A 25,753-nucleotide genomic window follows, 5' to 3' on the forward strand; every position below is an offset into this window, starting at 1 on the left:
GACGCACAGCAGGCAGCCTTTGCGCGCATCGTGCACTTTGTGCACGCCAGCAGCACCGCCAGGATCGGCCTGCAGCTGGGCCACAGCGGCCCGAAGGGCTCCACCCGCGTGGGCTGGGAGGGCACGGACGAGCCGCTGCAGACGGGCAACTGGCCCCTGCTGGCCGCCAGCCCGATCGCCTACGGCGCGCAGAACCAGACGCCTGCCGCCATGACCCGCGCCGACATGGATCGCTTGACCGCCGCGTTTGTGGACAGCGCCCGCCGCGCCGTGGCCTGCGGCTTTGACTGGCTGGAGCTGCACTGTGCACACGGCTACCTGCTGGCCAGCTTCTTGAGCCCGGCCACCAACCAGCGCACGGACGACTACGGCGGCAGCCTGGACAACCGCTGCCGCTACCCGCTGGAGGTGTTCACCGCGCTGCGCGCCGTGTGGCCGGCCGACAAGCCGATGAGCGTGCGCATCTCGGCCCACGACTGGCTCCCCGATGGCAACACCGCAGACGACGCCATCGCCATCGCGCGCCTGTTCAAGGCCGCAGGCGCCGACCTGATCGACGTGTCCTCCGGCCAGACCACGCGCGACTCGCGCCCGGTGTATGGCCGCATGTACCAGACGCCGTTTGCCGACCGCATCCGCAACGAAGTGGGCATTGCCACCATGGCCGTGGGCGCAATCACCGAGGCCGACCACGCCAACAGCATCATCGCGGCCGGCCGCGCTGACCTCTGCGCCATCGCCCGCCCGCACCTGGCCGACCCGGCCTGGACGCTGCACGCCGCCGCACAGCTCAGCCCCCAGGCCGCGGCGCACACCGACTGGCCCGTGCAGTACTGGAGCGGCCGCGACCAGATGCTGCGCGAGGTTTCCAAGCAAAAACAGGCTGCAGCGCTTTCCAGTCAAGCGTCAGCAGCTACAAAAATCGCAGCAATCGAGTAACCCCCCGCTTATGGACCTTGAAGCCCGCCTGCACGGCGCCGCCCCCAGCGAACACCCCGAAGCCCTGCGCCTGTGGCTGCGGCTGCTCACCTGCACCCAGCTCATCGAAAAGCAGGTGCGCAGCCAGCTGCGCGCGCAGTTCGACACCACGCTCCCGCGCTTTGACCTGATGGCGCAGCTCGAACGCGCGCCAGATGGCATGAAGATGAAAGAACTCTCGCGCCGCATGATGGTGACCAGCGGCAACATCACCGGCATCACCGACCAGCTGGTGGCCGAAGGGCTGGTCGAACGCATGGACGTGGAGGGCGACCGCCGCGCGTACCTGGTGCGCCTCACGCCCCAGGGCCGCGAGCAGTTCAACACCATGGCGCGCCAGCACGAGCAGTGGATCGTGGAGGCCTTCGCCACGCTGGGCGAGCGCGACATCGCCACCTTGTACCGCCTGCTGGGCAAGGTCAAGGAACACACCCAACATCACTCTCTGGAGACGTCTGAATGAAGCATTTCATCGGGGCGGGCAACCCCATGCGCGAGCAGTTCAACCCGCAGGCCAGCTATGTGGCGGAGCATTTCAGCTGGGGCTTCGAGGGCGGCGTGGGTACCGTCACGCTCAACCGCCCGGACCGCAAGAACCCGCTCACCTTCCAGAGCTACGCCGAGCTGCGCGATTTTTTCTACGCGCTGCGCTTTGCCACCGACGTGAAGGCCATCGTGGTCACGGGCGCGGGCGGCAACTTCTGCTCGGGCGGTGATGTGCACGAGATCATCGGCCCCCTCACCACCATGACCATGCCCGAACTGCTGGAGTTCACGCGCATGACGGGCGACCTGGTGAAAGCCATGCGCGCCTGCCCGCAGCCCGTGCTGGGCGCCATCGACGGCATCTGCGCCGGCGCGGGCGCCATGATGGCGCTGGCCTGCGACATGCGCTACGGAACCGAGGCCACCAAGACCGCCTTTTTGTTCACCCGCGTGGGCCTGGCCGGTGCCGACATGGGCGCCTGCGCGCTGCTGCCCCGCATGATCGGCCAGGGCCGCGCCAGCGAGCTGCTGTTCACCGGCCGCGCCATGACCGCGCACGAAGGCCTGGCCTGGGGCTTCTTCAACGACCTGTACGAAAGTGCCGACCTGCTCGCCAACGTGCAGGCCACGGCGCGTGCGCTGGCCGACGGCCCCACGTTTGCCCACGGCATGACCAAGACCATGCTCAGTCAGGAATGGAGCATGACCATCGAGCAGGCCATCGAGGCCGAGGCGCAGGCCCAGGCCATCTGCATGCAGACAGAAGACTTCCGACGCGCCTACGAGGCATTTGCGGCCAAACAGAAGCCTGTGTTCAAGGGAGATTGAGCGCATGCACGTCGCCACGCCCCCCGCCCCTTGCTCGCCCCCCACGGCACACCTGGCCCTGCCCTTTTTTGACGACACCCACCGTGCGCTGGCCGAGGGCCTGGTGCCCTGGGCGGCCGCACAGCAGGTCGATGAAACCGACGACCGCGCCGCCTGCCGCGACTGGGTGCAGCGCCTGGGCGCGGACGGCTGGCTGCGCTACTGCGTGCCGGCTGCGCAGGGCGGCGCGCTGCCTGCCCTGGACTCGCGCGCGCTGGTGCTGCTGCGCGAGACGCTCGCCTACCACTCGCCGCTGGCGGACTTTGCGTTGGCCATGCAGGGGCTGGGCAGTGGTGCGATCACCTTGGCGGGCAGCCCCGCGCAGCAGGCGCAGTATCTGCAAGGCGTGGCACGCGGTGAGCTGATCGCCGCGTTTGCGCTTTCCGAGCCCGAGGCCGGGTCGGACGTTGGTGCTATGCAAACCATAGCTGCTAGCGCTGACCCCGCAAGCGCTGCAGGCACTTTTTGCTTGAATGGCACCAAGACCTGGATCAGCAATGGCGGCATCGCCGACTTCTACTGCGTGTTCGCCAAGACCAATCCGGCCGGCGGCACGCGCGGCATCAGCGCCTTCATCGTGGATGCCAATACGCCGGGGCTGGACGCTTCTCGCCACATCCACGTGATGGCGCCGCACCCGCTGGCCACGCTGCAGTTCACGGATTGCATCGTGCCTGCGACGGCGCTGCTCGGTGAAGAAAACGGTGGCTTCAAGCTGGCCATGCGCACGCTGGACATCTTCCGCGCCTCGGTGGCCGCCGCCGCCCTGGGCATGGCCCGCCGCGCGCTGGCCGAGGCGGTGCACCACGCACGCCAGCGCCGCATGTTCGGCCAGACGCTTGCCGATTTTCAGCTCACGCAGGCCAAGCTCGGCGAGATGGCTGCGCTGGTGGACAGCGCCGCGCTGCTCACCTACCGCGCGGCCTGGCTGCGCGACACCGGCCAGGCACGGGTCACGGCAGAAGCCGCAATGGCCAAGATGACCGCCACCGAAAACGCCCAGCGTGTGATCGACATGGCGCTGCAGCTGCACGGCGGGCGCGGCGTGGAGGTGGGCAGCAAGGTTGAATCGCTGTACCGCGACATCCGCTCGCTGCGCATCTACGAAGGCGCCACCGAGGTGCAGCAGCTCATCATCGGCAAAAGCCTCTTGCAGGAGTGATTTCATGAAGTCCGCCCAGCCCGACCACTTTGTGCACGACCGCCTGCCGCCGCCGGAGGGCTGGCCCATGCTGCGCTACGACCTGCCCGAGCTGCAGATCCCGGACCAGGCCAACCTGGTGCACGCCCTGTTTGATCAGGCCGAGCGCGCCGGCAACATCGACCGCCCGTTTCTGCGCGGCCCGCACCGCACCTACACGTACCGCGATGCCCGCACCGAGGCCGCGCGCATTGCCGAGGTGCTGACCCAGGACCACGGCCTGGTGCCCGGCAACCGCGTCCTGCTGCGCGGCGGCAACACGGTGGAGATGGCGCTGGCCTGGCTGGGCACGGTCTACGCCGGGCTGGTGGCCGTAGCCACCATGCCGCTGCTGCGCGCGGGCGAGCTCTCCAGCATCATCGAGCGCGCGCAGCCTGCGCTGGCGCTGTGCGACGGCCGGCTGCTGGGCGAATTGGCGTTGGCGCAGGACCAGCACCCGGTGCTGGCCACCATCGTGCCCTTCCACACCGCGCCCGATCCAGCCGACCTGATCCAGCGGGCACAGGGCAAGCCCGGCAGCATGCCGCCCTGCCCCACCGCGGCGGACGACATCGCACTGATGGCCTTTACCTCCGGCACCACCGGCGCGCCCAAAGCCGCGGTGCACACGCACCGGGACGTGCTGGCGGGCTGCGAAGCCTGGCCGCGCCATGTGCTCAAGGCCACACCGGACGACATCGTGGCCGGGTCGCCGCCGCTGGCGTTCACCTTCGGGCTGGGTGGGCTGCTCTTGTTTCCGATGTGGGCGGGCGCCAGCGTGTACTTTCCGGACCAGCCCTACACCCCCGAGACCATGGTGGTGCTGATGCGCGACGCGGGTGTCACCATCAGCTACACCGCCCCCACGTTCTACCGGCAGATGGCGCCGTTCGCCAAGCAGATCGGCCTGCCGCAGCTGCGCATCAGCGTGAGCGCGGGCGAGGGCCTGCCCGATGCCACGCGCCAGCTGTGGAAGGACGCCACCGGCATCGAGATGACCGACGGCATCGGCGCCACGGAGATGTTCCACATCTTCATCTCGTCGGCCGGCGATGAAGTGCGCCGCGGCGCCATCGGCAAGGTGGTACCCGGCTACATCGCCAAGGTGGTGGATGACGGCGGTAACGAGGTGCCGCGCGGTACGGTGGGCAAGCTCGCGGTGATCGGCCCCACGGGATGCAAGTACCTTCAGGATGAGCGCCAGGCCAAGTACGTGAAGAACGGCTGGAACTACCCCGGCGACGCGTTCGTGCAGGACGCCGATGGTTATTTCTTCTACCAGGCCCGCGACGACGACATGATTATCACCGCCGGCTACAACGTGGGTGGCCCCGAAGTGGAAGACGCCCTGCTGCGCCACCCCGCCGTGGCCGAGTGCGGCGTGATCGGCGTGCCCGACGACGAGCGCGGCATGGTGGTCAAGGCCATCTGCGTCCTGAAGCCCGGCCACACCGGCGATGCGGCCATGGTCAAGGCGCTGCAGGACCACGTGAAGGCGACCATTGCCCCTTTCAAATACCCGCGCGTGGTGGAGTTCGTAAGCGCGCTGCCCCGCACCGAAACCGGCAAGCTGCAGCGCTTCAAGCTGCGCCAGGGCACGGCTGCATCTTCAGCTCCATCTCCCTCGCCCTCGCCCTCTTCGACCAGAACCACCCCATGACGATCACGCACACCCTTTTGCAACCCAAAGGCTGGGTTGCGCCCAAAGGCTACGCCAATGGCGTGGCCGCGCGCGGCACCACAGTCTTTACCGGTGGCCAGATCGGCTGGAATGCGCAGCAGCAGTTTGAAAGCGATGATTTCATCGACCAGACGAAGCAGACCCTGCTGAACGTGCGCGCGGTGCTGGAAGCCGGCGGCGCGAAGCCGGAACACCTGGTGCGGCTGACCTGGTATGTGCTGGACCGCAAGGAATACAACGCCCGCTTGAAGGAGCTGGGCGCGGTGTACCGCGAGGTGCTGGGCAAGAATTTTCCCGCGATGGCATGTGTGCAGGTGGCGGGGTTGATGGAGGAGCGGGCGAAGGTGGAGATTGAGGCGACGGCTGTGGTGCCGGACGGGGAGTGATGGAGAGACTGCCGTCCTTCTGAGCTTGTCGAACGATGGGCACCTCCCAGCCGTTCGGGCTGAGCGTGCTTTCGTTAAGTGCGGGAGCAGGGATGTCCGCCGCTGCACCCACCTCCACCCACCCCATCACCCCGCCCGATACCTCGGCCCAGACGCCCGCCACCCCGCCCACCACCCCTGCAACACCTTCCCATACAGGATCAGCCCCAACGCTGCCCCAATCAACGGCAACGCCGCAAACACCCACCCCGTGAGCAGCTCACCCCCCAGCGCCACCCCCACCAGCAACGCCACGGCCGGGTTCACAAACGAATAACTCCCCGCCAGCGCCGCCGACGTGTTCTGCAGCAGCCACAGGTAGGCGTTCAGCGCCACCAGCGTGCCAAACACCAGCAGATAGACCCACGCCGCCCACGACCTGGCAGTCACCTCCCCCAGTGCCGACAGCGGCTCGAACCACAGCGCCACCACCAATCCCATGGCCCCGCCCGCAACCCATTGCGCAGCCGAAGCCATGGCCGGCGCAGGCAGGGACAGCTTGCGAGAGGCATAGGAGCCCACGCTCCAGGCCAGTGGCGCGCCAAAGGCCATCAGCGCCCCCAGCCAGGTGGCCGAGAAGTCGCCTTCCAGCGCCAGCAGCAGCGCGCCCACCACGCCGAGCGCCAGGCCAATCCAGCTGGTGAGCGGCACCCGCTCGCCGCCCAGCCGCGACCACAGTGCGAGCCACATGGGCATGGTGGTGACCACCGTGGCCATCAGGCCCGAGCCGATGCCCAGCTTCTGCGCAAAGCCGATCAGGTTCATCGCCACGAACACCATCAACCCGCCCACCAAGGCCGAATTGCGCCATTGCGCCCAGGTGGGCAGCGCATGGCCCTGCCACAGCGCCACCAGCAGCATCACGCCGCCCGCGCACAGAAAACGGATGGCGTTCATGAGCAGCGGCGGCATGCTCGTGAGGGCAATGCCGATGGCGAAATACGTGGTGCCCCAGACCACATAGACCAACAGCAGCGCCACGGCGATGGCCCCAGCGCCCGGGGTGCGGGCTTGCGCGTTGAAATTTGCCGGCATATTCTTCACCTTACCGAATAATTTATGGAAACCACGAGGTTTTCGGAATTTTTACCAAAAACAGGCGGCTATGCAAGCAAATATTCAGACAGACGACATGGACGCCAGAATTATTTCGGCCCTCGGCGCGGACGGCCGACGTTCGTATGCCGACGTGGGGGCCGAGGTGGGGCTCTCCACGGCCGCCGTGCACGAGCGGGTGAAAAAGATGCTGGACAAGGGCGTGATCCGTCGCTTTTCCATCAGCGTGGAGCCGGAGCGCGTGGGGCTGAATTTCACTGCGTTCGTGGCGATCCGCAACGATGGCGGCGCGCACTGCCGCGACATTGCGCCCCGCCTGCGCGCCATACCCCAGGTGGAAGAGTTGCACAGCGTGGCCGGCGAGCACGACTTCCTGGCCAAAATCCGCACCACGCACGCACGCGGGCTGGAAGACGTGCTCTACCAGATCAAAGCGATTCCGGGCGTGGCGCGCACCACCAGTACCGTGGTGCTCAATACCGAATTCGAAGACCGACCACTGGACCTGAGCTGGATCAACGGGGACAAGGGTGGCTGAGCCGCAGAGCATCGCCGCCTCCGCCGCCCACCGCTATGCGGTGTCGTTTGCCCCCAGCCCCGGCACCCTGGGCTGGCTGGCCGGCAGCCATTGGCTGGGCCGTTGCGCTGCGCAGCTGCGGCCGCTGCAGCAGCTGACCATTGATGGCGTGGAGGCCGAAGCCCTGCAGGCGCTGACGGCCGCGCCACGCCGCCGGGGCTGGCAGGCGCCGCTGGTGGCACCGTTTGCACTGGCCGCCGGTACGGACTGGCTCGCGCTGCACCAGGCAGTGCAGGCGTTGGCCCATGGCCTCACGCCTTGTGTTCTGCCGCCCCTGCATGTCGAGCGCGTGGGTGATCAGCTGGCACTGGTGCTGCCCTCATCGAGCGCCATCCACAGCAGCTTGCAAACCGTGGCATCCACCTGCGAAGACGCGCTGCAACACCTGATGAGTTCGGCGCTGCCCCCTGCTGAGCAACGGCAGGGCGACGCGCCCCCGAACACGCCGCAGCCCTTTCCGTTTCACCTGCCCCTGACCGGGTCGCTGGCGCAGGTGGATGCACAGACGCAGGCGCTGGTCCTGGATGCCGCACAGGAATTTTTCTCGGACTTGCCCATGCTGAAGTTCAACAGCCTGGCCCTGTTTGCCGAGCCTGCACCGGGTGCGGACTTCGTGTTGCTGGACCACCTGGAAATGGCTGCCTGATGCGGCCACGCCGCTCCGTTTTTCTGAATCTTGAAGACCCTCAAAAGACCCTCATGTCCTCCGTCACCATCTATCACAACCCCCGCTGCGGCACCTCGCGCAACACGCTGGCCATGATCCGCAACAGCGGCATCGAACCCGAGGTCATTGAATACCTGCAGACCCCGCCCGACCGCGCAACGCTCACGGCTCTGATCACCGCCCTCGGCCTGCCCGTGCGCGAAGTGGTGCGCGCCAAAGAGGCCTTGTTCACCGAGCTGGGCCTCAACGCTCCCGGCACCACGGACGCGCAGCTGATCGATGCCATGCTCGCCCACCCCATCCTCATCAACCGGCCCATCGTGATCACGCCCCTGGGCACGCGGCTGTGCCGCCCGTCCGAGCAGGTGCTGGACATCCTGCCCGCGCCGCAGCGCGGCGCTTTCAGCAAGGAGGATGGTGAAGTGGTGGTGGATGCGCAGGGGCGCCGCGCGAAGGCTTGAAAAGGTCCGTCAAGGCCGCTCGAACCCCGCCCGCGCCTGCAACGCCGCGGCGCGCGAATGACAGCCCTCCAGGTGATCATTCACCAGCCCCATGGCCTGCATGAAGGCATACACGGTGGTAGGCCCCACAAAGCTCCAGCCGCGCTTCTTCAGATCCTTGGACATGGCGGTGGAGGCAGCGGAGGTGGACAGCGTGCGCGCCACCTCGCGCGTCAGCAGCGCGGGCCGCTCGTGCGGGGCAGGCTCGTAGCGCCACACGTAATGCGCGAGCGAACCGAACTCGCTGCGCAGCTCCAGCACCCGCCGGGCGTTGTTGATGGTGGACTCGATCTTGCCCCGATGGCGCACGATGCGCGGGTCTTGCACCAGGCGCTCAACGTCGGCCGGACCCAACGCTGCAACCTGCTCCGCATCGAAGTTGGCAAATGCCGCGCGAAAGCCCTCGCGCTTGTTCAGGATGGTGAGCCAGCTCAGGCCCGACTGGAAGCCCTCCAGGCAGATCTTCTCGAACAGGCGCCGGTCGTCAGCCACCGGAAAACCCCATTCGTGGTCATGGTAGTGGCGGTACAGCGGCGTGGCCTGGCACCAGCCGCATCGGGGGCAGCCGGCATCATCAGCGAACAGCCCATCGGGCAACGGGGTGGGGGTGGGTGCGGCGGTCATGGCGGGCCATTCTATGAACGGCGTGGACAAGCTGCTGACACCGCGCAGGCCCGCCTCCTGCCAGCAGCCGTGCTGCGCCTAAACTGCCCCCATGCGCCTGACGATTTCACCCCGCCTTCACGCCCTGCCCTTCGTGATGCTGTGCAGCACGGCCCTGTCCGGCTGCGCCAGCACCACGGGGGGAGCCAGTGTGCTGGGGTACTACTGGCAATCGGTGCGAGGCCACGTGCAGCTGATGCAGGCGGCCGAGCCCATCGACGAGTGGGTCACCCGCCCTGACATTGCCCCCGCCCTGCGCGAGCGACTGCAACTGGCCCAGCGCGCCCGCACTTTCGCCATCAGTGAGCTGGGTCTGCCCGACAACGCCAGCTACCGCCGCTATGTCGATCTGAAACGCCCTGCCGCCGTGTGGAACGTGGTGGCCGCGCCGCCCTATGCGCTGACGCTGCACACCTGGTGCTTTCCGGTCACGGGCTGCATTGGCTATCGGGGCTACTTCGCCGAGGCCGACGCGCGGGCCGAGGCGGCCGAGCTCGCAGCGCAAGGGCTGGAAGTGGACGTGTACGGCGTGCCCGCCTATTCCACGCTCGGCTACATGAACTGGGCTGGCGGCGACCCACTGCTGTCCACCTTCATCGGCTGGCCCGAGGGCGACTTCGTGCGCCTGCTGTTCCATGAGCTGGCGCACCAGGTGGTCTATGCAAAAAACGACACCTTGTTCAACGAATCGTTCGCCACGGCGGTGGAGCGCATCGGCAGCGCGCGCTGGCTGGCCACGCAGTCGACCCCCGCCGCACGCGATGCCTTTGCCACCAGCGAAGCACGGCGCAGCGCCTTCCGCGCCCTGACCCGCGCCACGCGCACACGGCTGGCAGCCATCTATGAGCAAAAAGAGGCTCTGACGCTGGAGGAACAAGCGTTGGCAGCTATGAAAAAAGAAGCAATGCAAGCCTTCCACGCCGAATATGCGGCGCTGCGTGCGCAGTGGCTGCAGCCACAGGGCGGCGGCATGCCGTTGGCCACCACGGCCCAGGTGGCGGGCTACGACCGCTGGGTGGCCAAGGCCAACAATGCCAGCTTCGCGGCGCAGGCCGCCTACGACGAACTGGTGCCGGCCTTCCAGGCCCTGTTCGAGCGCGAGGGCCGCGACTGGCCCCGGTTTTATGATGCCGTACGGCAGCTGGCCCGCCAGCCCCTGGCCCAACGCCACGCGGCCTTGCGCGCGCTGCAGCCACCCCCCGAACCGCAATAAGGAGACAAGCCGGTGCCCGACATCCACATTCACCGCGAACACCACCTGGGTTTTGCCAAGGCGCGCAAAGTCGCCTTTTCGTGGGCCGAGCAGGCCGAAGAAAAGTTTGACATGGAGTGCACCTACGAAGAGGGCGACACCCAGGACACGCTGTATTTCAGCCGCGCGGGCGTCAAAGGCACACTGCTCGTGGATGCCCACCAGTTTGAAATGAACGCGCAACTGGGATTCTTGTTCGGCGCCTTCAAAGACCGCATCGAGTCGGAAATCGGCGAACAGCTCGATGCGCTCCTCTCCGCGCCCCAGCCTGTCGCGCGCAAGGCCGCTGCCAAGGACACGCAAGAGCCGGCCAAAGCGGCGAAAGCGGCCCCTGCGAAGGCCGCGCCCAAAACCCGCAAGGCCTAGCGTCAGAGTCCGCCATGGCCGCTGCTTCTGGCTCGACCCCTGTGCACCTGGGCCCGGACTCCCCCCCTGGCGCAGCACCGGACAGCACAGCGTTCAACGCCCTGTCCGATTTGCTGCACACCCGCTACAGCTGCCGGGCCTTCCTGCCCACGCCCTTGCCGCGCAGCACCATCGAGCACATGCTGGCCGCCGCACAACGCACGGCGTCCTGGTGCAACGCGCAGCCCTGGCGGCTGACCATCGCCAGCGGTGCAACGCTGCAGCGGCTGAGGAACGCGCTGCAAGCGCATGTGGCCGCCACCGCGCCGCATCCCGATCTGCCCTGGCCCCGGGAGTACCGCGGCGTGTACCAGGATCGGCGGCGCGAATGCGGCTGGGGGCTGTACGAGGCGCTGGGCATCGCCCGCGGCGACCGCGAGGCGTCGGCCCGGCAGGCAGCGCAGAACTTCGCCATGTTTGGCGCGCCACACTTGGCCATCGTCACGAGCGACGAGGCGCTGGGCGTCTACGGCGCCGTGGACTGCGGCGCCTACGTGGGCAACTTCATGCTGGCCGCGCACAGCCTGGGCGTGGGCAGCGTGGCGCAGGCTGCGCTGGCGGCCTACCCCGCCGTGCTGCGCGAGGTTCTGGACATTGGCGCCGACCGCACCATCGTCTGCGGCATCTCCTTCGGGATGGCCGACCTGGCGCACCCGGCCAACCGTTTTCGCACGGCCCGCGCCGACTGGTCCGGCAGCGTCGACTGGAAAGACTGATGACCCCCATGAACATCCCTCCGCGCGATGCCGTGCTGATCAGCGAGGTGGGCCCGCGCGACGGCCTGCAGTCGGTAAAGGCCACCATGCCCACGGCCGACAAGCTGCGGTGGATCGACGCCCTGGTGGCCGCCGGCCTTCGCGAGATCGAAGTGGGCTCGTTCGTGCCCGCGCGCCTGCTGCCCCAGATGGCCGACGTGTCCGAGGTGGTGCGCCATGCGCTCACCCACCCCGGCATCACCGTGATGGCGCTGGCGCCCAATCTGCAGGGTGCGCAGGCCGCGCTGGCCGCAGGCGTGCACAAGGTCACGCTGCCGGTGTCGGCCAGTGCCGCGCATTCGCTGGCCAACGTGCGCAAGACGCGCGAGGCCATGGTCGAGGAGGTGCGGTCCGTGGTCCGGCTGCGCGATGCGCAGGCGCCCGGCGTGCTGGTGGAGGTGGGCCTGTCCACCGCCTTCGGCTGCACGCTACAGGGCAGCGTGCCCGAGGACGACGTGATCTGGCTCGCAGGCCTGTGCGCCGAGGCCGGGGCCGACGAGGTCGGCCTCTCCGACACCACCGGCATGGCCAACCCGGCACAGGTGCGCCGGCTCTTCACGCGCCTGCGTGCCGAACTGGGCGACCGCGCCGGTGCGGCGCACATGCACAACACGCGAGGCCTGGGCCTGGCCAACTGCCTGGCCGCCTACGATGTGGGCGTGCGCACGTTCGACGCCTCGCTCGGCGGCCTGGGCGGCTGCCCCTACGCGCCGGGTGCCTCGGGCAACGTGGTCACCGAAGACCTGGTGTTCATGTTTGAGGCGATGGGCGTGGACACGGGCGTGAACCTTCATCGCCTGATGGCCGCGCGAGCACCGCTGCAAGCGGGCCTGCCCGGTGAACCCATCTACGGGATGACACCCGAGGCCGGGCTGCCCAAGGGGTGGGCTGCTGCGGGCACCGCAAGCGGCTGAGAGACACCCGCGGTGACAACGAAAAAGAGGCGACCGCGGTCGCCTCTTTTTGATTCCTTTTGCCCCCGTCAGCTCAGCGAGGTGATCAGGTCGATGTACTGCTGCTTGGCGGCATCGGCCTCCGTGCCCTTGAGCTTGTCCCATGCGTCCCACTTGGCGCGGCCGACCATGTCGGAGAAGCTGGGCTTCTTCCCGGTGTTGTCGCCCACCGTGGCCTGCTTGTAGAGGGCGTAGATCTTGAGCAGCGTGGCGTTGTCGGGACGCTCGCTGAGGTTCTTGGAATTCGCGACGGCGGCTTCGAAAGTGGCATTCAGATCGGCCATGGGGATTGCTCCTTGGAGAGTGGAAACAGCGAAGGGCTGAGAAGGACAGAGGGGCAGGGAAAGAACGGTGTTCGCAAGCGATTGCGTCGTTGTATCTTACGGTCTACACCGGCCCCGGGGCCCGGCAATCCATAGAGGCAAGCCCCCAAAAACAAACACAACCAGGGACACTGCATGGTGACGCGCACAACGGCCCAGCCCACCCCTCGCGCCGAGCGCGCTCAGCCACACCCTCCGCAGCCCCCTGGCGCCGCGCGCCGCGCGGCCAAGGCCCTCCCTCCCACCGCGCGCAAGGCCGCCACGGCAGTGCAGAAGAACGTTCGCCGGGCCGCCGCCGGCATGCTGGGCCTGTCGGGCGAGCGCATGAGCAAGGTCGACACCGCCTGGCTGCGCATGGATTCGCAGAGCAACCTGATGATGATCAACGGCGTGTGGACCCTGTCGCCCGGCATCACCTGGGAAGCCCTGTGCGAACGGGTCCAGCAGCGCCTGCTGCAGTACCCCCGCTTTCACCAGCGCGTGGTGGAAGACGCGGCCGGCGCCACGTGGGTGGAGGACCGCAATTTCGACATCGCCGCCCACGTGCTGCGCGAGACACTGCCCGGCCAGGCGGGCCACAGCATGCAGCGCGCCCTGCAAGACCGCGTGGGCGAACTCGCCATGCAGCCGCTCGATACCCGGCGGCCGCTGTGGCAAATGCACCTGATCGAAGATTTTGTGGGTGACGACGGCCAGCCCGGCAGCGCGCTCATCGTGCGCATCCACCACTGCATTGCCGACGGCATTGCGCTGATCTCGGTGACCATGTCTATCGTGGACGGCGGCGCCGAACCGCCCAAGCGCACCCGCAAGGAGCGCGAGCAGGCCGCCACGGCCGAGGACTGGATCGCCGACGCGCTCATCAAGCCCATCACTGGCCTCACGGTGAAGGCGCTGGACCTGGCGGGTGACAGCGCAGCACGCTCGTTCAAACTGCTGGCAGACCCCGAGAAAGCCGTGCACCACGGACTGGCGGGCACGCTGGACATGGCACGCGTGGGCTACCAGCTCATGAGCGATGCCGCCGCGCTGGCCCTGATGCCCGATGACTCGCCCACGCGGCTGAAAGGCCAGCCCGGCAACGCCAAGCGCGTGGCCTGGTGCCCGCCGATTGCGTTGGACGAGGTCAAGGCCATCGGCCGCGCGCTGAACTGCTCGGTCAACGATGTGCTGCTGTCGTGCGTGGCGGGCGCCATCGGCGGCTACCTGCGCAGCCAGGGCGACGACCCCACGGGCCAGGAGATCCGCGCGATGATCCCGGTGAACCTGCGCCCCCTCGAAGAAGCCTGGAAGCTTGGCAACCGCTTTGGCCTGGTGCCGCTGGTGCTGCCGATTGGCGTGGCCAACCCCATCGAGCGCGTGTACGAAGTGCGCAAGCGCATGAATGCGCTCAAGGGCAGCACCCAGCCCATCCTGGCGTTTGCCATGCTGGCCGTGGCGGGCCTGATGATCAAGCCCGCGCAGGATGCGCTGCTCAACCTCTTCGGCCGCAAGACCACGGCCGTGATGACCAACGTGCCCGGCCCCAAGGAGCAGCTCACGCTGTGCGGATCGCGCGTCACGCAGTGCATGTTCTGGGTGCCGCAGTCGGGCGACATTGGCCTGGGCGTCTCCATCCTGAGCTACGGCGGCGGCGTGCAGTTTGGCGTGATTACCGATACCCAGCTCTGCCCCGAGCCGCAGCAGATCATCGACGCGTTTGCACCGGAGTTCGACCAGCTCTCGCTGCTCACGCTGATGTTGCCCTGGGGCGAATGAACGAGGTGCGGCGGCGGTGGTGATGAATGCGCGCGCAGCGGGCCGTGCCGGGGTGGCGGCCACCCTGGTTTGCTTGGGAGCCGCCCAGGCCGAAGTCACGGAGGAACATGCCCAGCGGCCCTACCCCGTGCGCGCCGAGCCCGGCGAGACCCTGCGACAAGCGCTGAACGCCACCACGCCCATCGCCGTCGATGGGCAGCGCTTTCATGGCTACACCCGCTGGAACGTACGCTGGACCTTCCGCTGGTGGCGCGAAGCTTCTGGCCGCTGCACCATCACAGAGGTCACCACCCGGCTGCGCACCGAAGTGCAATTGCCCGAGTTGCGCAGTGGCACGCCAGCGCAGCAGGCAGTTTTCGACCGGTACCTGCGCGCCTTGTCGCGCCACGAAGAGGGCCATGTGCAGTTCGGGCGCGATGCGGCGCAAGCGATTGACCAAGGCATTGCCGCCCTGCCTGCCGCGCCGGACTGCGCCACGCTGGAGCGCCAGGCCAACGCGCTGGGCCACCGCTTGCTGCGAGAACATGCCGAGCGCGAGAAGCAGTACGACCGCGACACGCGGCACGGCGCATCGCAAGGCGCCAGGCTGGAGTGAAAGGCCGGGTCCATCAACAAGCGTACAGGCTTGTGCGCTATCCCCGCACCGCGCTGCGAAAGGCCGCCGACAACGCTGCCAGCGCATCGCGCGGGCGACCTTCCTGAATACGCGTGTGCAGCAGCACCGGCAGGCGCGGCAGCTCAGGCAGCCCCAGGCGGGCACCCACATCCACCGCCCCCAGCGGCAGCATGCGCGGCGCCAGCGCCGCCACGCCCAGCCCGGCCATCACGGCCGCAGCCACGGCCGCAACGCCTCCACCCACAAACACTTCGGCCCAGGCGATGCCCGCAGCGTCCAGCGACCGCCCCGCCATCGCCCGCACACCGCAGGGTTCGGCCAGCGTGGCCAGGGGCAAGGGCTCGCCCGCACGGCGCTGCCATCCGGGGGCGGCGAACCAGCCGAAGGGCTCTTCGGCCAGCAACTCGCCATCGCTGCGGCCCACATGCATGCGGGCCAGCACCGCATCCAGTTCACGCCGGTCGTAGCTTTGCAGCAGGTCGCCCGACGAGCCGATGCGGATCTCGATGAGCAATTGCGGATCTTGCTGGTTCATGCGGGCAATCAGCGCCGGCAGCTCCGGCCCGGCCACATGGTCGCTGATGCCGATGGTCAGGCGCTGGCGCGCCTGGGCGAACGTGGCCAGCGCCCGGTCGTGCGCGGCCAGTAGTTCACGCGCATGCTCCAGAAATGCCGCGCCCCGGGCCGACAGCTGCACGTGGCGCGGCGTGCGCTCGATCAGCCGGCAGCCCAGCCTGTCCTCCAGCCGCTTGAGCTTGAGGCTCATCGCGGCCTGCACTGTGCCCATGGCTTCGGCCGCTCGCGTGAAGCTGCCCAGCTCGGCGATGCGCACAAAAGCTTCGACGGCATCCAGATCCAGGGATCGCTCAACCATTTGAATTTGATATTTCTGAAATAGATATCTATAGCATATTGGTGTGGATAGCATTTCGCGAGCATCTTGTTCAGAAAGGATCTTGCGATGCCCCTCATCCACATTGCCATGCGCGCGGGCAAGCCCGAGGCTTATCGGCAAGCGATCTTTGACACGCTGTACCGCGCCATGCGCGAAACCTTCAACGTGCCCGAGGACGACCAGTTCATGACCATCACCGAGCACGAAGCCGCGAACTTCCGCTACAGCCCCACCTACCTGGGCGTGGCCCGCAGCGACGACGTGGTGTTCATCCAGATCACCGCCAACAACACGCGCGGCCTGGAGCAGAAGAAGGCGCTGTTTGCGCGCATCGCGCAGCTGCTGGGCGAGAGCCCGGGCCTGCGGCCCGAGGACGTGTTCATCAACATTGTCGAGGTGGCCAAGGAGAACTGGTCCTTCGGCCACGGCCTGGCGCAGTACGCATGAGGTGATGCGCAGCTCCGGGCAGGCAGGCTATGCGGCCAGGCCCGCCAGCAGGCGCTCCACGCTGCCCAGCACCGCCTTGACAGGCTCGCCCATCTGCACACGCACGATGGCGCCCTCCACCACCAGCGTCACGGCCTGCGCGTCGCGCGCCCGCTGTGCGCCAGGCGGCAGCAGGGTGGCTAGAAGGGCCGTCATCTCATGCTTGTGGCGCTGTGCAATCTCCATCACCTCCGGCACCGTGCTGCCCAGCTCGCCCACGCTGTTGATGAAGGCGCAGCCCCGGAAGTCATCGCGGCCAAACCATTCGGCCAGCGTGGCCACCAGCGCATTCAGGCCGGACGCACCACCACGCTTTGCACCCCCATGGCGATCCAGGGCCGCAGCAAACCATGCGATCCAGCCCGCATGGCGGTATTCAAGATAGGCGCAGATGAGATCGTTTTTGCTGGGGAAATGCCGGTAGAACGTGACCTTGGTGACCCCCGACTCGGCGATCACGCGGTCGATGCCCGTGGCACGGATACCGTCGCGGTAAAACAGCGCGTGTGCGGTCTGCAGCAGGCGGTCGCGGGCAGGCAGGTCTTTCCAGTCAGAAGGCGGCAGGGGAATCATGTGGGCATTGTAGACAAGTCTGTCTACATTTCGTTATGATGCGATGTAGACAGACTTGTCTACATCCTCAACCCTCTTGACCCGCTACCCAAGGTGCTGCCCATGGAAACCCGCCCGCCTCTTCCGCCCTTCTCCCTGCAAACCGCCATCCAGAAGGTGCGCCTGGCCGAAGACGTCTGGAACTCGCGCGACCCGGCGCGCGTGGCCCTGGCTTACACCGAGGACACCCGCTGGCGCAACCGGGCCGAGTTCCCCGTGGGCCGCGACGCCGCCCGGCAGCTGCTGGAGCGCAAGTGGGCGCGCGAGCTGGACTACCGCCTCATCAAGGAGCTGTGGGCGTTCAGCGGCCACCGCATCGCTGTTCGGTTTGCCTACGAGTGGCATGACGACGCAGGCCAGTGGTACCGCAGCTATGGCAACGAGAACTGGGAGTTCAACGACGCGGGCCTGATGGCCGTGCGCCACGCGAGCATCAACGACCGCCCCATCCAGGCTGCAGACCGGCTGTTCTTCTGGCCCCTGGGGCGTCGGCCGGACGACCATGCGGGGCTGAGCGATCTGGGACTGTGAGCCCCAGACCGTGGGCTGCGCGCAGGACACCCGCAGCGCAGCCCGCCATCCGCCCCCTGCACAATCAGGTCACCGAGCAGGTAAAGCTCTCCGCCTTGCTGACGTCACCCGTGCCGTTGTAGCGCGGGAACTTGGGGTACTCGCACACCGGGCGCTGGGCCACTGGCGTGGTGGTGCCGGGTGCGAACTTGGTAGCCACCAGCTTGTCGGGCGCCGTGCCTTTTTCCACCCAGGCGTCCATGGCGGCCAGCAGGTCGATGGAGCGGGGCTCGGTGCCCGCGCCGTCCAGGTCATGCCCGTTGGAGGGCGAGGTGACCATGCGCGCAAAGCTCTGCACCTTGCTGGCGCCCAGGCGCTGCTTCACCGTGTCGAGGTACTCCACCGTGCGGTACATCGACACGCAGGTGTCGCCCGCGCCGTACCAGATCAGCAGCTTGCCGCCGTTGTCGGCAAAGGCAGCAATGTCCGGGTCGGTGCCGTCGATCATCTCGGCCAGGCGGCTGTACTGCGCCTGGTACTGCGTGGGGTCGTGGCTCAGGATGTTGGCGTTGGGGTTGCCCTCCACCAGGCGCGCAGCCGCCGTCACGGCCATGTGGTTGAACGAATCGGGCGCGTCGAAGCTGGTGCCGAACATGTACGACTGCCAGTCCGACGTGGACGCGCCGCCGCGACCAAAGCGCGGGTAGCCCACCGCGCCGCGCGACAGGGTCACGGGCGTCTTGTGGTCGCTGTAGATGAGGCGGATGGATTCGATCTGACCGGCCGTGAGGCAGCTATCGCTGTCCGCGCCCTGGCACAGCAGCTCGGTGGGCACGTAGTTGCAGGCCTCGACGTTGCCGATGATGCCGTCCTTCAGACCGTCCAGCCCGTCGCACGCGGCCGTCTCGGCCTTGGCGTAGAGCGCGATCTTGGCGGGGCTCATCCAGTTCTCGCGGCTCTTGAAGATGTGGCGCAGCACCGTGGGGCCCAGGTTGACCTGGTGCGCCTGCTGGGCGATGGCGGGCTCCATGGCCACCACGCCGTCGTAGTCCTTGGGGTACTTCTGCGTGGAGATCAGACCTGAGCGCCCGCCATTGGAATGGCCCATGTGGTAGCGCCGCACGGGGCGCTTGCCGTAGAACTCGGTGGCAATGGCGGTGCCCACCTCCAGCACGAAATGGTTGGCATCGAACGCGTGGTTGCGCAGCGCCACATCGCTGTTGCCCCAGGCAAAGCCGCGCACTTGATGGCCGGAGTCGGAACTGATCTTCACATACGGATTGGCCGAGGGGCCCACCAGCTGCTGGTACCACGGGTCATCGGTCGGAATGAACCCGTCGAAGCCGCCGCCGCCGATGGTCAGCGTCTTGCCGTTCCACTGCGCCAGCGTGGGCAGCTCCACCGCCCAATTGATGGTGGACTCGGGCGACGAAACGATCTTGCCGCGCACGATGCAAGCATCCGGCAGCGTGCCCTCGGCCTTGCGCAGCTCCGTGCGCGTGATCTGGGCGCCATGGGGCAGGGCCGTGGATGTGTAGGCGGCGCAGGCTTCGGCCAGCGGCTTGCTGGCCAAGGGCGCGGGGGCATCGTTGCCGCCGCCGCAGGCGGTCAGCGCCAGCGCGGCCAATGCGCTCAGGGTGCCAGCGGCCCAGCCTCCTGCTTGCGCGGGGCGGGGCTGGGCGTTGCGGTGCTGCGCCAAGGCGGCGCGGGATGTGCTCGGGAACATGCGGGAAGTCTCCTGTGTGGTGCTTTTTGTCCGGACCCCTCGATGGGCTCCAGGGCGCACGATAGGAAAACGCAGCGTGGTTGCGGCCCCTGCAAATGCAGAGGGGCCGGGAAACTACCGAGACGCCGGGCGCGCCCGGCTGCGAGCTGTACAGCCTCCAGTCAGGTCTGGCGCAGGGCGGCGACCAGTTCGAGCTTGTTGCTCACCCCCAGCGCCGCATAGGCTGTGCGCAAATAGGTGCGCACGGTGGCAGGCGAGAGCCCGAGCGTGGCAGCGATGTCCTTGTGCGAGCGGCCGTGCGCATAGAGCATGGCCGCGCTCAGCTCGCGCGGCGCCAGCGGCGACCTGGCGTGGCGCGACGCCATGCTGACCGCCACCAGCGGTCCGCAAGGCTCCAGCCGCAGGCGGCAAGGCTTGCTGCCTACCACCAGGTTGCAGGGAACGCCGGGGAGCGCCTGCACCACGGGAGCCGGCAGGCGCGAGCCCGTCCACTCGGGGTAGGCCTCGCCCAGCGCCATGCTGATGCGCAACCCCGCAAACAGCAGCTCACCCGAAGGCTCGGCCAGCGCAAAGCTGTCCCAGGGTCGCCCGGGTGAGCTGCTTTGCAGCCGCTGCAGCAGATGGTGCCAGTGCTGCAGCAGGTGAAAGACAAACTCGCCAAACAGCACGGTCTCAGCGTCCGTGAACCCGGTGCGATGCGGCGGCCGGTACACCGAGACGAAGAACATCAGGCCACTGTCCGGCAACTCGGCCGTGAGGGCCATGCAGTGGTACAGGCCATGGCGCTCGCTGAACGCGGCCACCTCGGGATGCTCCGGCACATCCGCCGGCATGTCGCGCTCGCGGACCACTTCGCCCAGCCGGGCCATGGACAACTTGCCAAACGCGTCGACCGCGGCCAGTCCATTCCATTCCGTCGCAAAGCTCCGGCTCAGGCCGATGCTGCCGTGCAGCCAGTTGCGTGGCCCGCCGTGAACACCCTCTGCCGAAACCTCGCCCCACCACGCCGCGTCGAACGGCACCAGCGCGCGCAGGATCTGCATCGCCCTTTGCAACAGGTCCTGGGGCTGTGCCTGGCGAGCCTGCTCGGCCAGCTGGAGCAGGCTGCGACTGAATGCCTGCAGCAGGGGTGGCGCATGCGCGGGGGCGATGGCAGCGGCCATGGTGTCTCCTCGGTTCTCTTTGGAGGCGATGGTAGCCGCCACTCCGGTGCATCGGTGGCGCCAGCCAGCGCCCACCCGCGGCACGCCGCCGCGCGCCCACGCCACACTACGATTTTGATAGCTGGTGGCGATTTAAATTCCTGCGCCAGCGCCTAAAAAGACCAATACTGAACTCAGAGCGCCAGCCCATCCATCGCCTGAAACATCGACTGCCGGGCCTGGCTCACGATCTGGCCCTTCCACACATCGGTGTCGGTGTAGAAAGCGGCGAGCATCTGGGCCTTGATCTGCGCACGCTGCTCGGCGGGTGCACCGGGGTGCAGGTTAAGCCACTGCTCGGCGCGGATGGCGTTCATCACATCCAGCACAGGCACGGTGCCGTATTCCATGGCAATGCCGGTGTATTCGGCATGCGGACACTCGTCGTAGATGGCAGTCCACATGAGGCCCGTGAGGAAGGCCGAGGTCGACGACCCGTCATAGATCGACGTGACCGGCGTGGCGCCGCTGCCGTCCCACCAGGCGCGTGCGCGGGCCACGGCCACGGTGTCGTCCTTGCCGGCGTAGATGCGCTCGCCATGGCCGCTGGGGCCCAGGCCCGTGTGCAGGTCGATCCAGGCAATGTGCGAGGCCTGGGCGCCATGCTGGCGCAGCACCTGGCGCAGCGTGCGGTTGCTCCAGGTGGGCTCGGTGCCGCCAAAGAAGATGCCCTGCGGAAACTCGTGCTGCCCCTGCGAGATGGCCGCCTGCCACGCAGCTTCGCCCTTGGTGTCGATGTAGTGCTGCACCGCGGCGGCGTTGTCCGGGCCGGGGGGCCACTCTTCGGGCAGCAGCAGGGGCTGTACCTCGCGGTAGGCGGTGTTCACGGGCAGCGGTTTGCTGAAGTCCTGGAAGTTGCGGTTCAGGTCCACGTTCTCGTGCGTGAAGCGGCGGATGTGCGAGAAGCCATAGGGGTTGAGCGCATGGATGTACAGCGTGGCCACGCCCGCCGCATGCGCCTTGTCGCGCCACTCAGCATCGTGCAGCGCAAAAACCTGCACGCCGCTGCCGCAGTAGCCTTCCACGCCATGGCAGGCGCTGCTCACGATGAGCAGCTTTTTCGCATCGGCCGGGCCGTCTCGCACCACGTCCATGGCCAGGTCTTCGCCATCGCGCCCCTTCAGGGGGTGGGTGTGCGACTCGATGGGCAGGCCCGCCGCGGCGGCCGCCTCCAGAAACTTTTGGCGGGCTGCTGCGTAGCTGTGCGAGAAGGCATCCACGAGACCGATCATGGGGGGGACTTTCAGGAGGAAGGCAAAAGGCAACCCGGGCGCGCAACGTGGGCCCGGGTGGAGAGTGGCCAGGAACAGGGCGTCAGGCCGCGGCGGTAGGCTGGGCCAGCCACGCTTCGGCGAGCTTGACCCAGTAGGTCGCGCCCAGCGGGATCAGGTCGTCGTTGAAGTCGTAGCTGGGGTTGTGCAGCATGCACGGCCCGCCGCCGTGACCCATCTCGCGGTGCGCACCATCGCCATTGGCGATGAAGCAGTACGCGCCGGGCTTGGCCTGCAGCATGTAGGCGAAGTCTTCGGCGCCCATGGTCGGTTCCTGGGGCAGCACACGTTCTTCGCCCACGATGGTGGCCATGACCTTGCGCGCAAATTCGGCCTCGGCGGGCGAGTTGATGGTGGGCGGGTAGTTGCGCACAAACTCGAACTCGCAGGTTGCATCGTGCGCCGCGCAGGTGTGCTCGGCAATCTGGCGCATGCGCTTTTCGATCAGGTCCAGCACTTCCACGGTGAAGGTGCGCACCGTGCCCTGCAGTTCGACGCTGTCGGGCACCACGTTGGTGGCTTCGCCCGCATGGATCATCGTCACCGAGATCACGCCGGCATCCACCGGCTTCTTGTTGCGGCTGATGATGGTCTGGAAAGACTGCACCATGCCGCAGGCAATCGGCACTGGGTCGATGCCCGTGTGCGGCAGCGCGGCATGGCCGCCCTTGCCGCGCAGGGTGATCTTGAATTCGCTGGTCGACGCCATGACCGGCCCGGGGCTCACGGCAAAGGTGCCCACCGGCAGGCCGGGCCAGTTGTGCATGCCGTACACCGCCTCCATGGGGAACTGCTCGAACAGGCCGTCTTCGATCATCACGCGGGCGCCGCCGCCGCCCTCTTCCGCGGGCTGGAAGATCAGGTACACGGTGCCGTCGAAATTGCGGTGCTTGGCAAAGTGCTGTGCTGCGGCCAGCAGCATGGCCACGTGGCCATCGTGGCCGCAGGCGTGCATCTTGCCCTGGTGTTTGCTGGCGTGGGCGAAGGTGTTGAACTCCTGCATGGGCAGCGCGTCCATGTCGGCGCGCAGGCCAATCGCACGGCCGCTGGCGCCACCGTCGCGCCCCTTCACGATGCCCACCACGCCCGTCTTGCCCAGGCCCCGGTGGATGGGGATGCCCCATTCGGTGAGCTTCTGCGCCACCACGTCGGCGGTGCGCACCTCTTCGAAGCACAGCTCCGGGTGGGCGTGAATGTCCCGGCGCACGGCGGCAATACTGGCCGCCTGCGTGACGATGGAATCGATAACGTTCATGATATGCATCCTTACGATCTCACAGTCTAGCCCGCTGGCCGCCCCTTTCGCTACCCCGGGTTTATTTGCACCGCAACATGACGCTTTCCCCGCAGGCCCTTGAATTCGCGCAAACCCTGGTGCGCATGAACACCGTCAGCCAGAACTCCAACCTGGAACTGATCCACTTCATCCGGGACCACCTCGCCCGGCTGGGCGTGAAAAGCCGGCTGACCTTCAACGACAGCAAAACCAAGGCCAACCTGTTCGCCACCCTCGGCGAGGGCAAGCCCGCCGGCATCATCCTGTCAGGCCACACCGACACCGTGCCGTGGGACGGGCAGGACTGGAGCATGGATCCGTTGAGTGCGCTGGTGAAAGACGGCCCCGAAGGCCCGAGCCTGTACGGGCGCGGCAGTGCCGACATGAAGGCGTTCATCGGCATTGCCGTGTCGCACGCCGAGCAGTTCTTGAACAGCGAGGCGCCTTTCGCCATCCACTTGGCCTTCAGCTACGACGAAGAAGTTGGCTGCTTCGGCGTGAAGGAACTCATCGCCGACCTGCGGGACGCAAACATCCAGCCCCTGGCCTGCATCGTGGGCGAGCCCACCAGCATGGTGCCCGCCATTGCCCACAAGGGGGTGTACCGCTACAAGTGTTGCGTGCGGGGCAAGGAAGCGCATTCCTCGCTCACGCCGCACTCCGTCAACGCCATCGAGATGGCGGCCCGCGTGGTGGGTCGCCTGCGCGACATGGGTGAGGGTTTCGAGCGCGAGGAGCCTCGCTTCGAAGGCTTCGACGTACCGTTTTCGACCACCAGCGTGGGCCAGTTCCATGGCGGCATCGCCGACAACGTGGTGCCGCGCGACGCCGAGTTCCGCTACGAATTCCGCGACCTGCCCACGGCCAATGCGGCGCAGATGCAGTCCGAGGTGGTGGCATATGCGAAATCGCTGGAACCTGCCATGAAGAAGGTAGCGCCTGCGGCAGGCTTTGAATTCGAGACCATCTGCGAGATCCCGAGTTTTCTGGGCAGCAAGGACGACCCGGTCACGCGTCTGGCGCAGGAACTGACCGGCGAACAAGGCACGACCCTGGTGGCCTTTGGCACGGAGGCCGGGTTGTTCAAGAATGCGGGCATCTCCACCGTGGTGTGCGGCCCCGGCAGCATCCGGCAGGCGCACCAGCCCGATGAATACGTGAGCTTGGCGCAGCTGGCGCGCTGCGAGGCCTTCATGCAAGGGCTTGCGCGCACCCGGTCCATCGACTGGCCGCCAGCCTAGGACCGCTGGATCCCCTGCGGGCCGCAACCGGCGCGGCCCAGCTCAGTGCCACCGTGGAACTGGCTCCGCCAGGCCACTGGTGGCGTCCCCCCGGGGGGAAGGCGCGCAGCGCCTCAGGGGGGGACTCAAGTCCTTACGCGCCCATCGCCCGTCAGCATCGACATCTCCACAAAATTCGAAGCAGAGTGGTCCGTGGGGCTGTACGACACCTGGAAGCCCGAGATGGCCTGGGTGCCCAGCCCTTCCAGTCCGGCGATCAGGCTCTCGCGCGTGATCTTGCCGCTGGCATTGGCCTGGCGCAGGCCTTCGGTGAAGATGCGCGCAGCGAGATAGCCTTCCATGCTGGAGTAGTTGGCCTGCACCTTGTCGCCGCCCTTCTTGATGGCGTCGAGAAACTCGCGCGTGATAGGGCGCGAGGGCTGGTAGGGCGAAGGCACCACCTGCGACACCACCACACCCGCACCGTCCTTGCCCAGCTCGTCGGCCAGCGCCTGGGTGCCGACGAACGACACGTTGTAGAACGTGCCGCCGTACCCGGCCTTGCGCGCGGCCCGCACAAAGGCCGCGCTGCCGGCATACGCGGCGATCTGCACCACGGCGTCGGGCCGGGCGGCCACCAGCTTTTCGGTCGCCGCCTTCACGTCCACCGAATTGCGCTCCACCGTGGCGGTCGCGACGGGTGCCAGCTTGAGCTCGGTGAGCGCCCGGGTCACGCCATCGAGGCCTGCCTTGCCATAGGCGTCGTTCTGGTAGAAGACCGCGATCTTCTTGAGCCCCAGGTTGGTGAGCTGGCGCACGATGAGCGCGGTCTCTTCGTAGTAAGAGGCCCGCACATGGAAGATGAGCCGGTTGAACGGCTGGCGCAAGGCCTCGGCCCCCGTGAACGGGCCAAAGAAAGGCACCTTGGCCGGGGTGAAGATGGGCACCGCAGCCAGGCTGGTGGGTGTGCCGATGTAGCCAAACAAGGCAAACACATCTTCGGCGATGAGCTTGCGGGTGTTTTCAGCGCAGCGGTCGGGCTCGTAGCCGTCGTCCATGGTGCGGATTTCCACCATCCGCTTGCCTACGCCGCCCTGGGCGTTGAGCTGGTCGAAATAGAGCTTGGCGCCCAGGTTGAACTGCACGCCCAGTTGGGCGGCCGGGCCCGTGAAGGCAGCGGACTGGCCAAGCACGATGCGGCCTTCGCCCTGCGCATGCGCCAGATGGAAGCCGCCCAGCGCGGCCGCGCCCAGGCCGACGGAAAACTGCCTGCGTCCCAATACCGTTTGGTTCATGGTGAAATCTCTGCTCTTGTGAAATCGAGGACGGCCTCTGTGCGCTGCCGGTAGGCAGCATCGTTGCAGGGGTGGCCAGATATGCACAACCGTTCCAACCCCGAGTGCCAGTTTAACG

The 25,753-nt window shown here is 67.3% G+C and carries 27 protein-coding genes and 1 pseudogene; 18 read left to right on the forward strand and 10 right to left on the reverse strand.

What is annotated here, in order from left to right:
- From MRY84_RS19075 to MRY84_RS19100, 6 genes and pseudogenes are all read left to right on the forward strand, one after another.
- A pseudogene (locus MRY84_RS19075) lies at positions 1–939 on the forward strand (bifunctional salicylyl-CoA 5-hydroxylase/oxidoreductase); the annotation flags it as partial.
- A gap of 10 nt (positions 940–949) precedes the next feature.
- Positions 950–1,441, forward strand: coding sequence for a MarR family transcriptional regulator (locus MRY84_RS19080; protein WP_291507263.1), 492 nt, complete (start codon positions 950–952; stop codon positions 1,439–1,441).
- Positions 1,438–2,292, forward strand: a complete 855-nt coding sequence (locus MRY84_RS19085) for an enoyl-CoA hydratase family protein (protein ID WP_291507264.1) — start codon at positions 1,438–1,440, stop codon at positions 2,290–2,292. The genes MRY84_RS19080 and MRY84_RS19085 overlap by 4 nt, the downstream gene beginning before the upstream one ends.
- A 4-nt stretch (positions 2,293–2,296) precedes the next feature.
- Positions 2,297–3,493 (forward strand): acyl-CoA dehydrogenase family protein, encoded by a 1,197-nt coding sequence (locus MRY84_RS19090; protein WP_291507265.1) that lies wholly within the window; start codon positions 2,297–2,299, stop codon positions 3,491–3,493.
- A 4-nt stretch (positions 3,494–3,497) separates the two neighbouring features.
- Positions 3,498–5,171, forward strand: coding sequence for an AMP-binding protein (locus tag MRY84_RS19095; RefSeq protein ID WP_291507266.1), 1,674 nt, complete (start codon positions 3,498–3,500; stop codon positions 5,169–5,171).
- On the forward strand, positions 5,168–5,578 hold the full coding sequence (locus tag MRY84_RS19100; RefSeq protein ID WP_291507267.1) for a RidA family protein: 411 nt from the start codon (positions 5,168–5,170) through the stop codon (positions 5,576–5,578). Before MRY84_RS19095 ends, MRY84_RS19100 begins: the two co-directional genes overlap by 4 nt.
- Before the next feature lie 126 nt (positions 5,579–5,704).
- Here MRY84_RS19100 and MRY84_RS19105 read toward each other — a convergent pair whose 3' ends face one another.
- Positions 5,705–6,652, reverse strand: coding sequence for an EamA family transporter (locus tag MRY84_RS19105; protein WP_291507268.1), 948 nt, complete (start codon positions 6,650–6,652; stop codon positions 5,705–5,707).
- A gap of 97 nt (positions 6,653–6,749) precedes the next feature.
- Here MRY84_RS19105 and MRY84_RS19110 point away from each other — a divergent pair, with 97 nt between their 5' ends.
- The 3 genes from MRY84_RS19110 to arsC are packed head-to-tail and all read left to right on the forward strand — an operon-like array spanning position 6,750 to position 8,378.
- Positions 6,750–7,211, forward strand: a complete 462-nt coding sequence (locus MRY84_RS19110; RefSeq protein WP_291507269.1) for an Lrp/AsnC family transcriptional regulator — start codon at positions 6,750–6,752, stop codon at positions 7,209–7,211.
- On the forward strand, positions 7,204–7,896 hold the full coding sequence (locus MRY84_RS19115; RefSeq protein WP_291507270.1) for a DUF1045 domain-containing protein: 693 nt from the start codon (positions 7,204–7,206) through the stop codon (positions 7,894–7,896). Before MRY84_RS19110 ends, MRY84_RS19115 begins: the two co-directional genes overlap by 8 nt.
- 53 nt (positions 7,897–7,949) lie before the next feature.
- A complete protein-coding gene (gene arsC / locus MRY84_RS19120; RefSeq protein WP_291507271.1) occupies positions 7,950–8,378 on the forward strand; it encodes an arsenate reductase (glutaredoxin) in 429 nt (142 codons plus the stop codon).
- Between the two features lie 9 nt (positions 8,379–8,387).
- Here arsC and MRY84_RS19125 read toward each other — a convergent pair whose 3' ends face one another.
- Positions 8,388–9,041, reverse strand: coding sequence for a DNA-3-methyladenine glycosylase I (locus tag MRY84_RS19125; RefSeq protein WP_291507272.1), 654 nt, complete (start codon positions 9,039–9,041; stop codon positions 8,388–8,390).
- Positions 9,042–9,177: 136 nt separating this feature from the next.
- Between MRY84_RS19125 and MRY84_RS19130 the strand changes: the two genes are divergently transcribed.
- From MRY84_RS19130 to MRY84_RS19145, 4 genes are read left to right on the forward strand one after another with little or no spacing between them, the layout of a single operon-like run.
- The gene (locus MRY84_RS19130) at positions 9,178–10,293 is read left to right on the forward strand and encodes an aminopeptidase (RefSeq protein ID WP_291507299.1); all 1,116 of its coding nucleotides are present in this window, start codon (positions 9,178–9,180) and stop codon (positions 10,291–10,293) included.
- A gap of 12 nt (positions 10,294–10,305) precedes the next feature.
- Complete coding sequence (locus MRY84_RS19135) at positions 10,306–10,698, forward strand: polyhydroxyalkanoic acid system family protein (RefSeq protein ID WP_291507273.1); 393 nt, start codon at positions 10,306–10,308, stop codon at positions 10,696–10,698.
- A 14-nt stretch (positions 10,699–10,712) separates the two neighbouring features.
- Positions 10,713–11,453, forward strand: coding sequence for a nitroreductase (locus MRY84_RS19140; protein ID WP_291507274.1), 741 nt, complete (start codon positions 10,713–10,715; stop codon positions 11,451–11,453).
- Positions 11,453–12,406, forward strand: a complete 954-nt coding sequence (locus tag MRY84_RS19145; protein ID WP_291507275.1) for a hydroxymethylglutaryl-CoA lyase — start codon at positions 11,453–11,455, stop codon at positions 12,404–12,406. The genes MRY84_RS19140 and MRY84_RS19145 overlap by 1 nt, the downstream gene beginning before the upstream one ends.
- Before the next feature lie 68 nt (positions 12,407–12,474).
- Here the strand turns inward: MRY84_RS19145 and MRY84_RS19150 are convergent, their stop codons facing one another.
- On the reverse strand, positions 12,475–12,729 hold the full coding sequence (locus MRY84_RS19150; RefSeq protein ID WP_291507276.1) for an acyl-CoA-binding protein: 255 nt from the start codon (positions 12,727–12,729) through the stop codon (positions 12,475–12,477).
- A 339-nt stretch (positions 12,730–13,068) separates the two neighbouring features.
- Between MRY84_RS19150 and MRY84_RS19155 the strand changes: the two genes are divergently transcribed.
- Both MRY84_RS19155 and MRY84_RS19160 read left to right on the forward strand, forming a co-directional pair.
- Positions 13,069–14,526: a wax ester/triacylglycerol synthase family O-acyltransferase gene (locus MRY84_RS19155; RefSeq protein ID WP_291507300.1), complete on the forward strand. Its 1,458-nt coding sequence runs from the start codon at positions 13,069–13,071 to the stop codon at positions 14,524–14,526.
- 22 nt (positions 14,527–14,548) lie between these two features.
- Positions 14,549–15,121 carry a DUF922 domain-containing protein gene (locus MRY84_RS19160; protein ID WP_291507277.1) on the forward strand — a complete coding sequence of 191 codons (573 nt, stop codon included), beginning with the start codon at positions 14,549–14,551 and terminating at the stop codon, positions 15,119–15,121.
- Positions 15,122–15,158: 37 nt separating this feature from the next.
- Here the strand turns inward: MRY84_RS19160 and MRY84_RS19165 are convergent, their stop codons facing one another.
- The gene (locus MRY84_RS19165; protein WP_291507278.1) at positions 15,159–16,016 is read right to left on the reverse strand and encodes a LysR substrate-binding domain-containing protein; all 858 of its coding nucleotides are present in this window, start codon (positions 16,014–16,016) and stop codon (positions 15,159–15,161) included.
- Positions 16,017–16,103: 87 nt separating this feature from the next.
- On the opposite strand from MRY84_RS19165, the gene MRY84_RS19170 reads away from it, so the two are divergent.
- Complete coding sequence (locus MRY84_RS19170; RefSeq protein ID WP_291507279.1) at positions 16,104–16,484, forward strand: tautomerase family protein; 381 nt, start codon at positions 16,104–16,106, stop codon at positions 16,482–16,484.
- Positions 16,485–16,511: 27 nt separating this feature from the next.
- Here MRY84_RS19170 and MRY84_RS19175 read toward each other — a convergent pair whose 3' ends face one another.
- Positions 16,512–17,096 carry a TetR/AcrR family transcriptional regulator gene (locus tag MRY84_RS19175; RefSeq protein WP_291507280.1) on the reverse strand — a complete coding sequence of 195 codons (585 nt, stop codon included), beginning with the start codon at positions 17,094–17,096 and terminating at the stop codon, positions 16,512–16,514.
- 102 nt (positions 17,097–17,198) lie between these two features.
- Here MRY84_RS19175 and MRY84_RS19180 point away from each other — a divergent pair, with 102 nt between their 5' ends.
- Complete coding sequence (locus MRY84_RS19180; RefSeq protein ID WP_291507281.1) at positions 17,199–17,666, forward strand: nuclear transport factor 2 family protein; 468 nt, start codon at positions 17,199–17,201, stop codon at positions 17,664–17,666.
- A 64-nt stretch (positions 17,667–17,730) separates the two neighbouring features.
- Here MRY84_RS19180 and MRY84_RS19185 read toward each other — a convergent pair whose 3' ends face one another.
- The 4 genes from MRY84_RS19185 to MRY84_RS19200 all read right to left on the reverse strand — a co-directional run bounded on the left by MRY84_RS19185 (position 17,731) and on the right by MRY84_RS19200 (position 23,099).
- Positions 17,731–19,371 (reverse strand): tannase/feruloyl esterase family alpha/beta hydrolase, encoded by a 1,641-nt coding sequence (locus tag MRY84_RS19185; RefSeq protein WP_291507282.1) that lies wholly within the window; start codon positions 19,369–19,371, stop codon positions 17,731–17,733.
- A gap of 161 nt (positions 19,372–19,532) precedes the next feature.
- Positions 19,533–20,534, reverse strand: a complete 1,002-nt coding sequence (locus MRY84_RS19190) for a helix-turn-helix transcriptional regulator (RefSeq protein WP_291507283.1) — start codon at positions 20,532–20,534, stop codon at positions 19,533–19,535.
- 173 nt (positions 20,535–20,707) lie between these two features.
- Entirely contained in the window at positions 20,708–21,805 is a 1,098-nt protein-coding gene (locus MRY84_RS19195) for a M14 family metallopeptidase (protein WP_291507284.1), read from the reverse strand.
- An 82-nt stretch (positions 21,806–21,887) separates the two neighbouring features.
- A complete protein-coding gene (locus MRY84_RS19200) occupies positions 21,888–23,099 on the reverse strand; it encodes a M20 aminoacylase family protein (protein WP_291507285.1) in 1,212 nt (403 codons plus the stop codon).
- Positions 23,100–23,176: 77 nt separating this feature from the next.
- Here MRY84_RS19200 and argE point away from each other — a divergent pair, with 77 nt between their 5' ends.
- On the forward strand, positions 23,177–24,361 hold the full coding sequence (argE, locus tag MRY84_RS19205) for an acetylornithine deacetylase (RefSeq protein ID WP_291507286.1): 1,185 nt from the start codon (positions 23,177–23,179) through the stop codon (positions 24,359–24,361).
- 125 nt (positions 24,362–24,486) lie between these two features.
- Here the strand turns inward: argE and MRY84_RS19210 are convergent, their stop codons facing one another.
- A complete protein-coding gene (locus MRY84_RS19210; protein ID WP_291507287.1) occupies positions 24,487–25,635 on the reverse strand; it encodes an ABC transporter substrate-binding protein in 1,149 nt (382 codons plus the stop codon).
- Between the last annotated feature and the right edge of the window lie 118 nt (positions 25,636–25,753).

This window comes from Acidovorax sp. (assembly GCF_022763525.1).
In the GTDB taxonomy this organism is placed as follows: Bacteria; Pseudomonadota; Gammaproteobacteria; order Burkholderiales; family Burkholderiaceae_C; genus Acidovorax.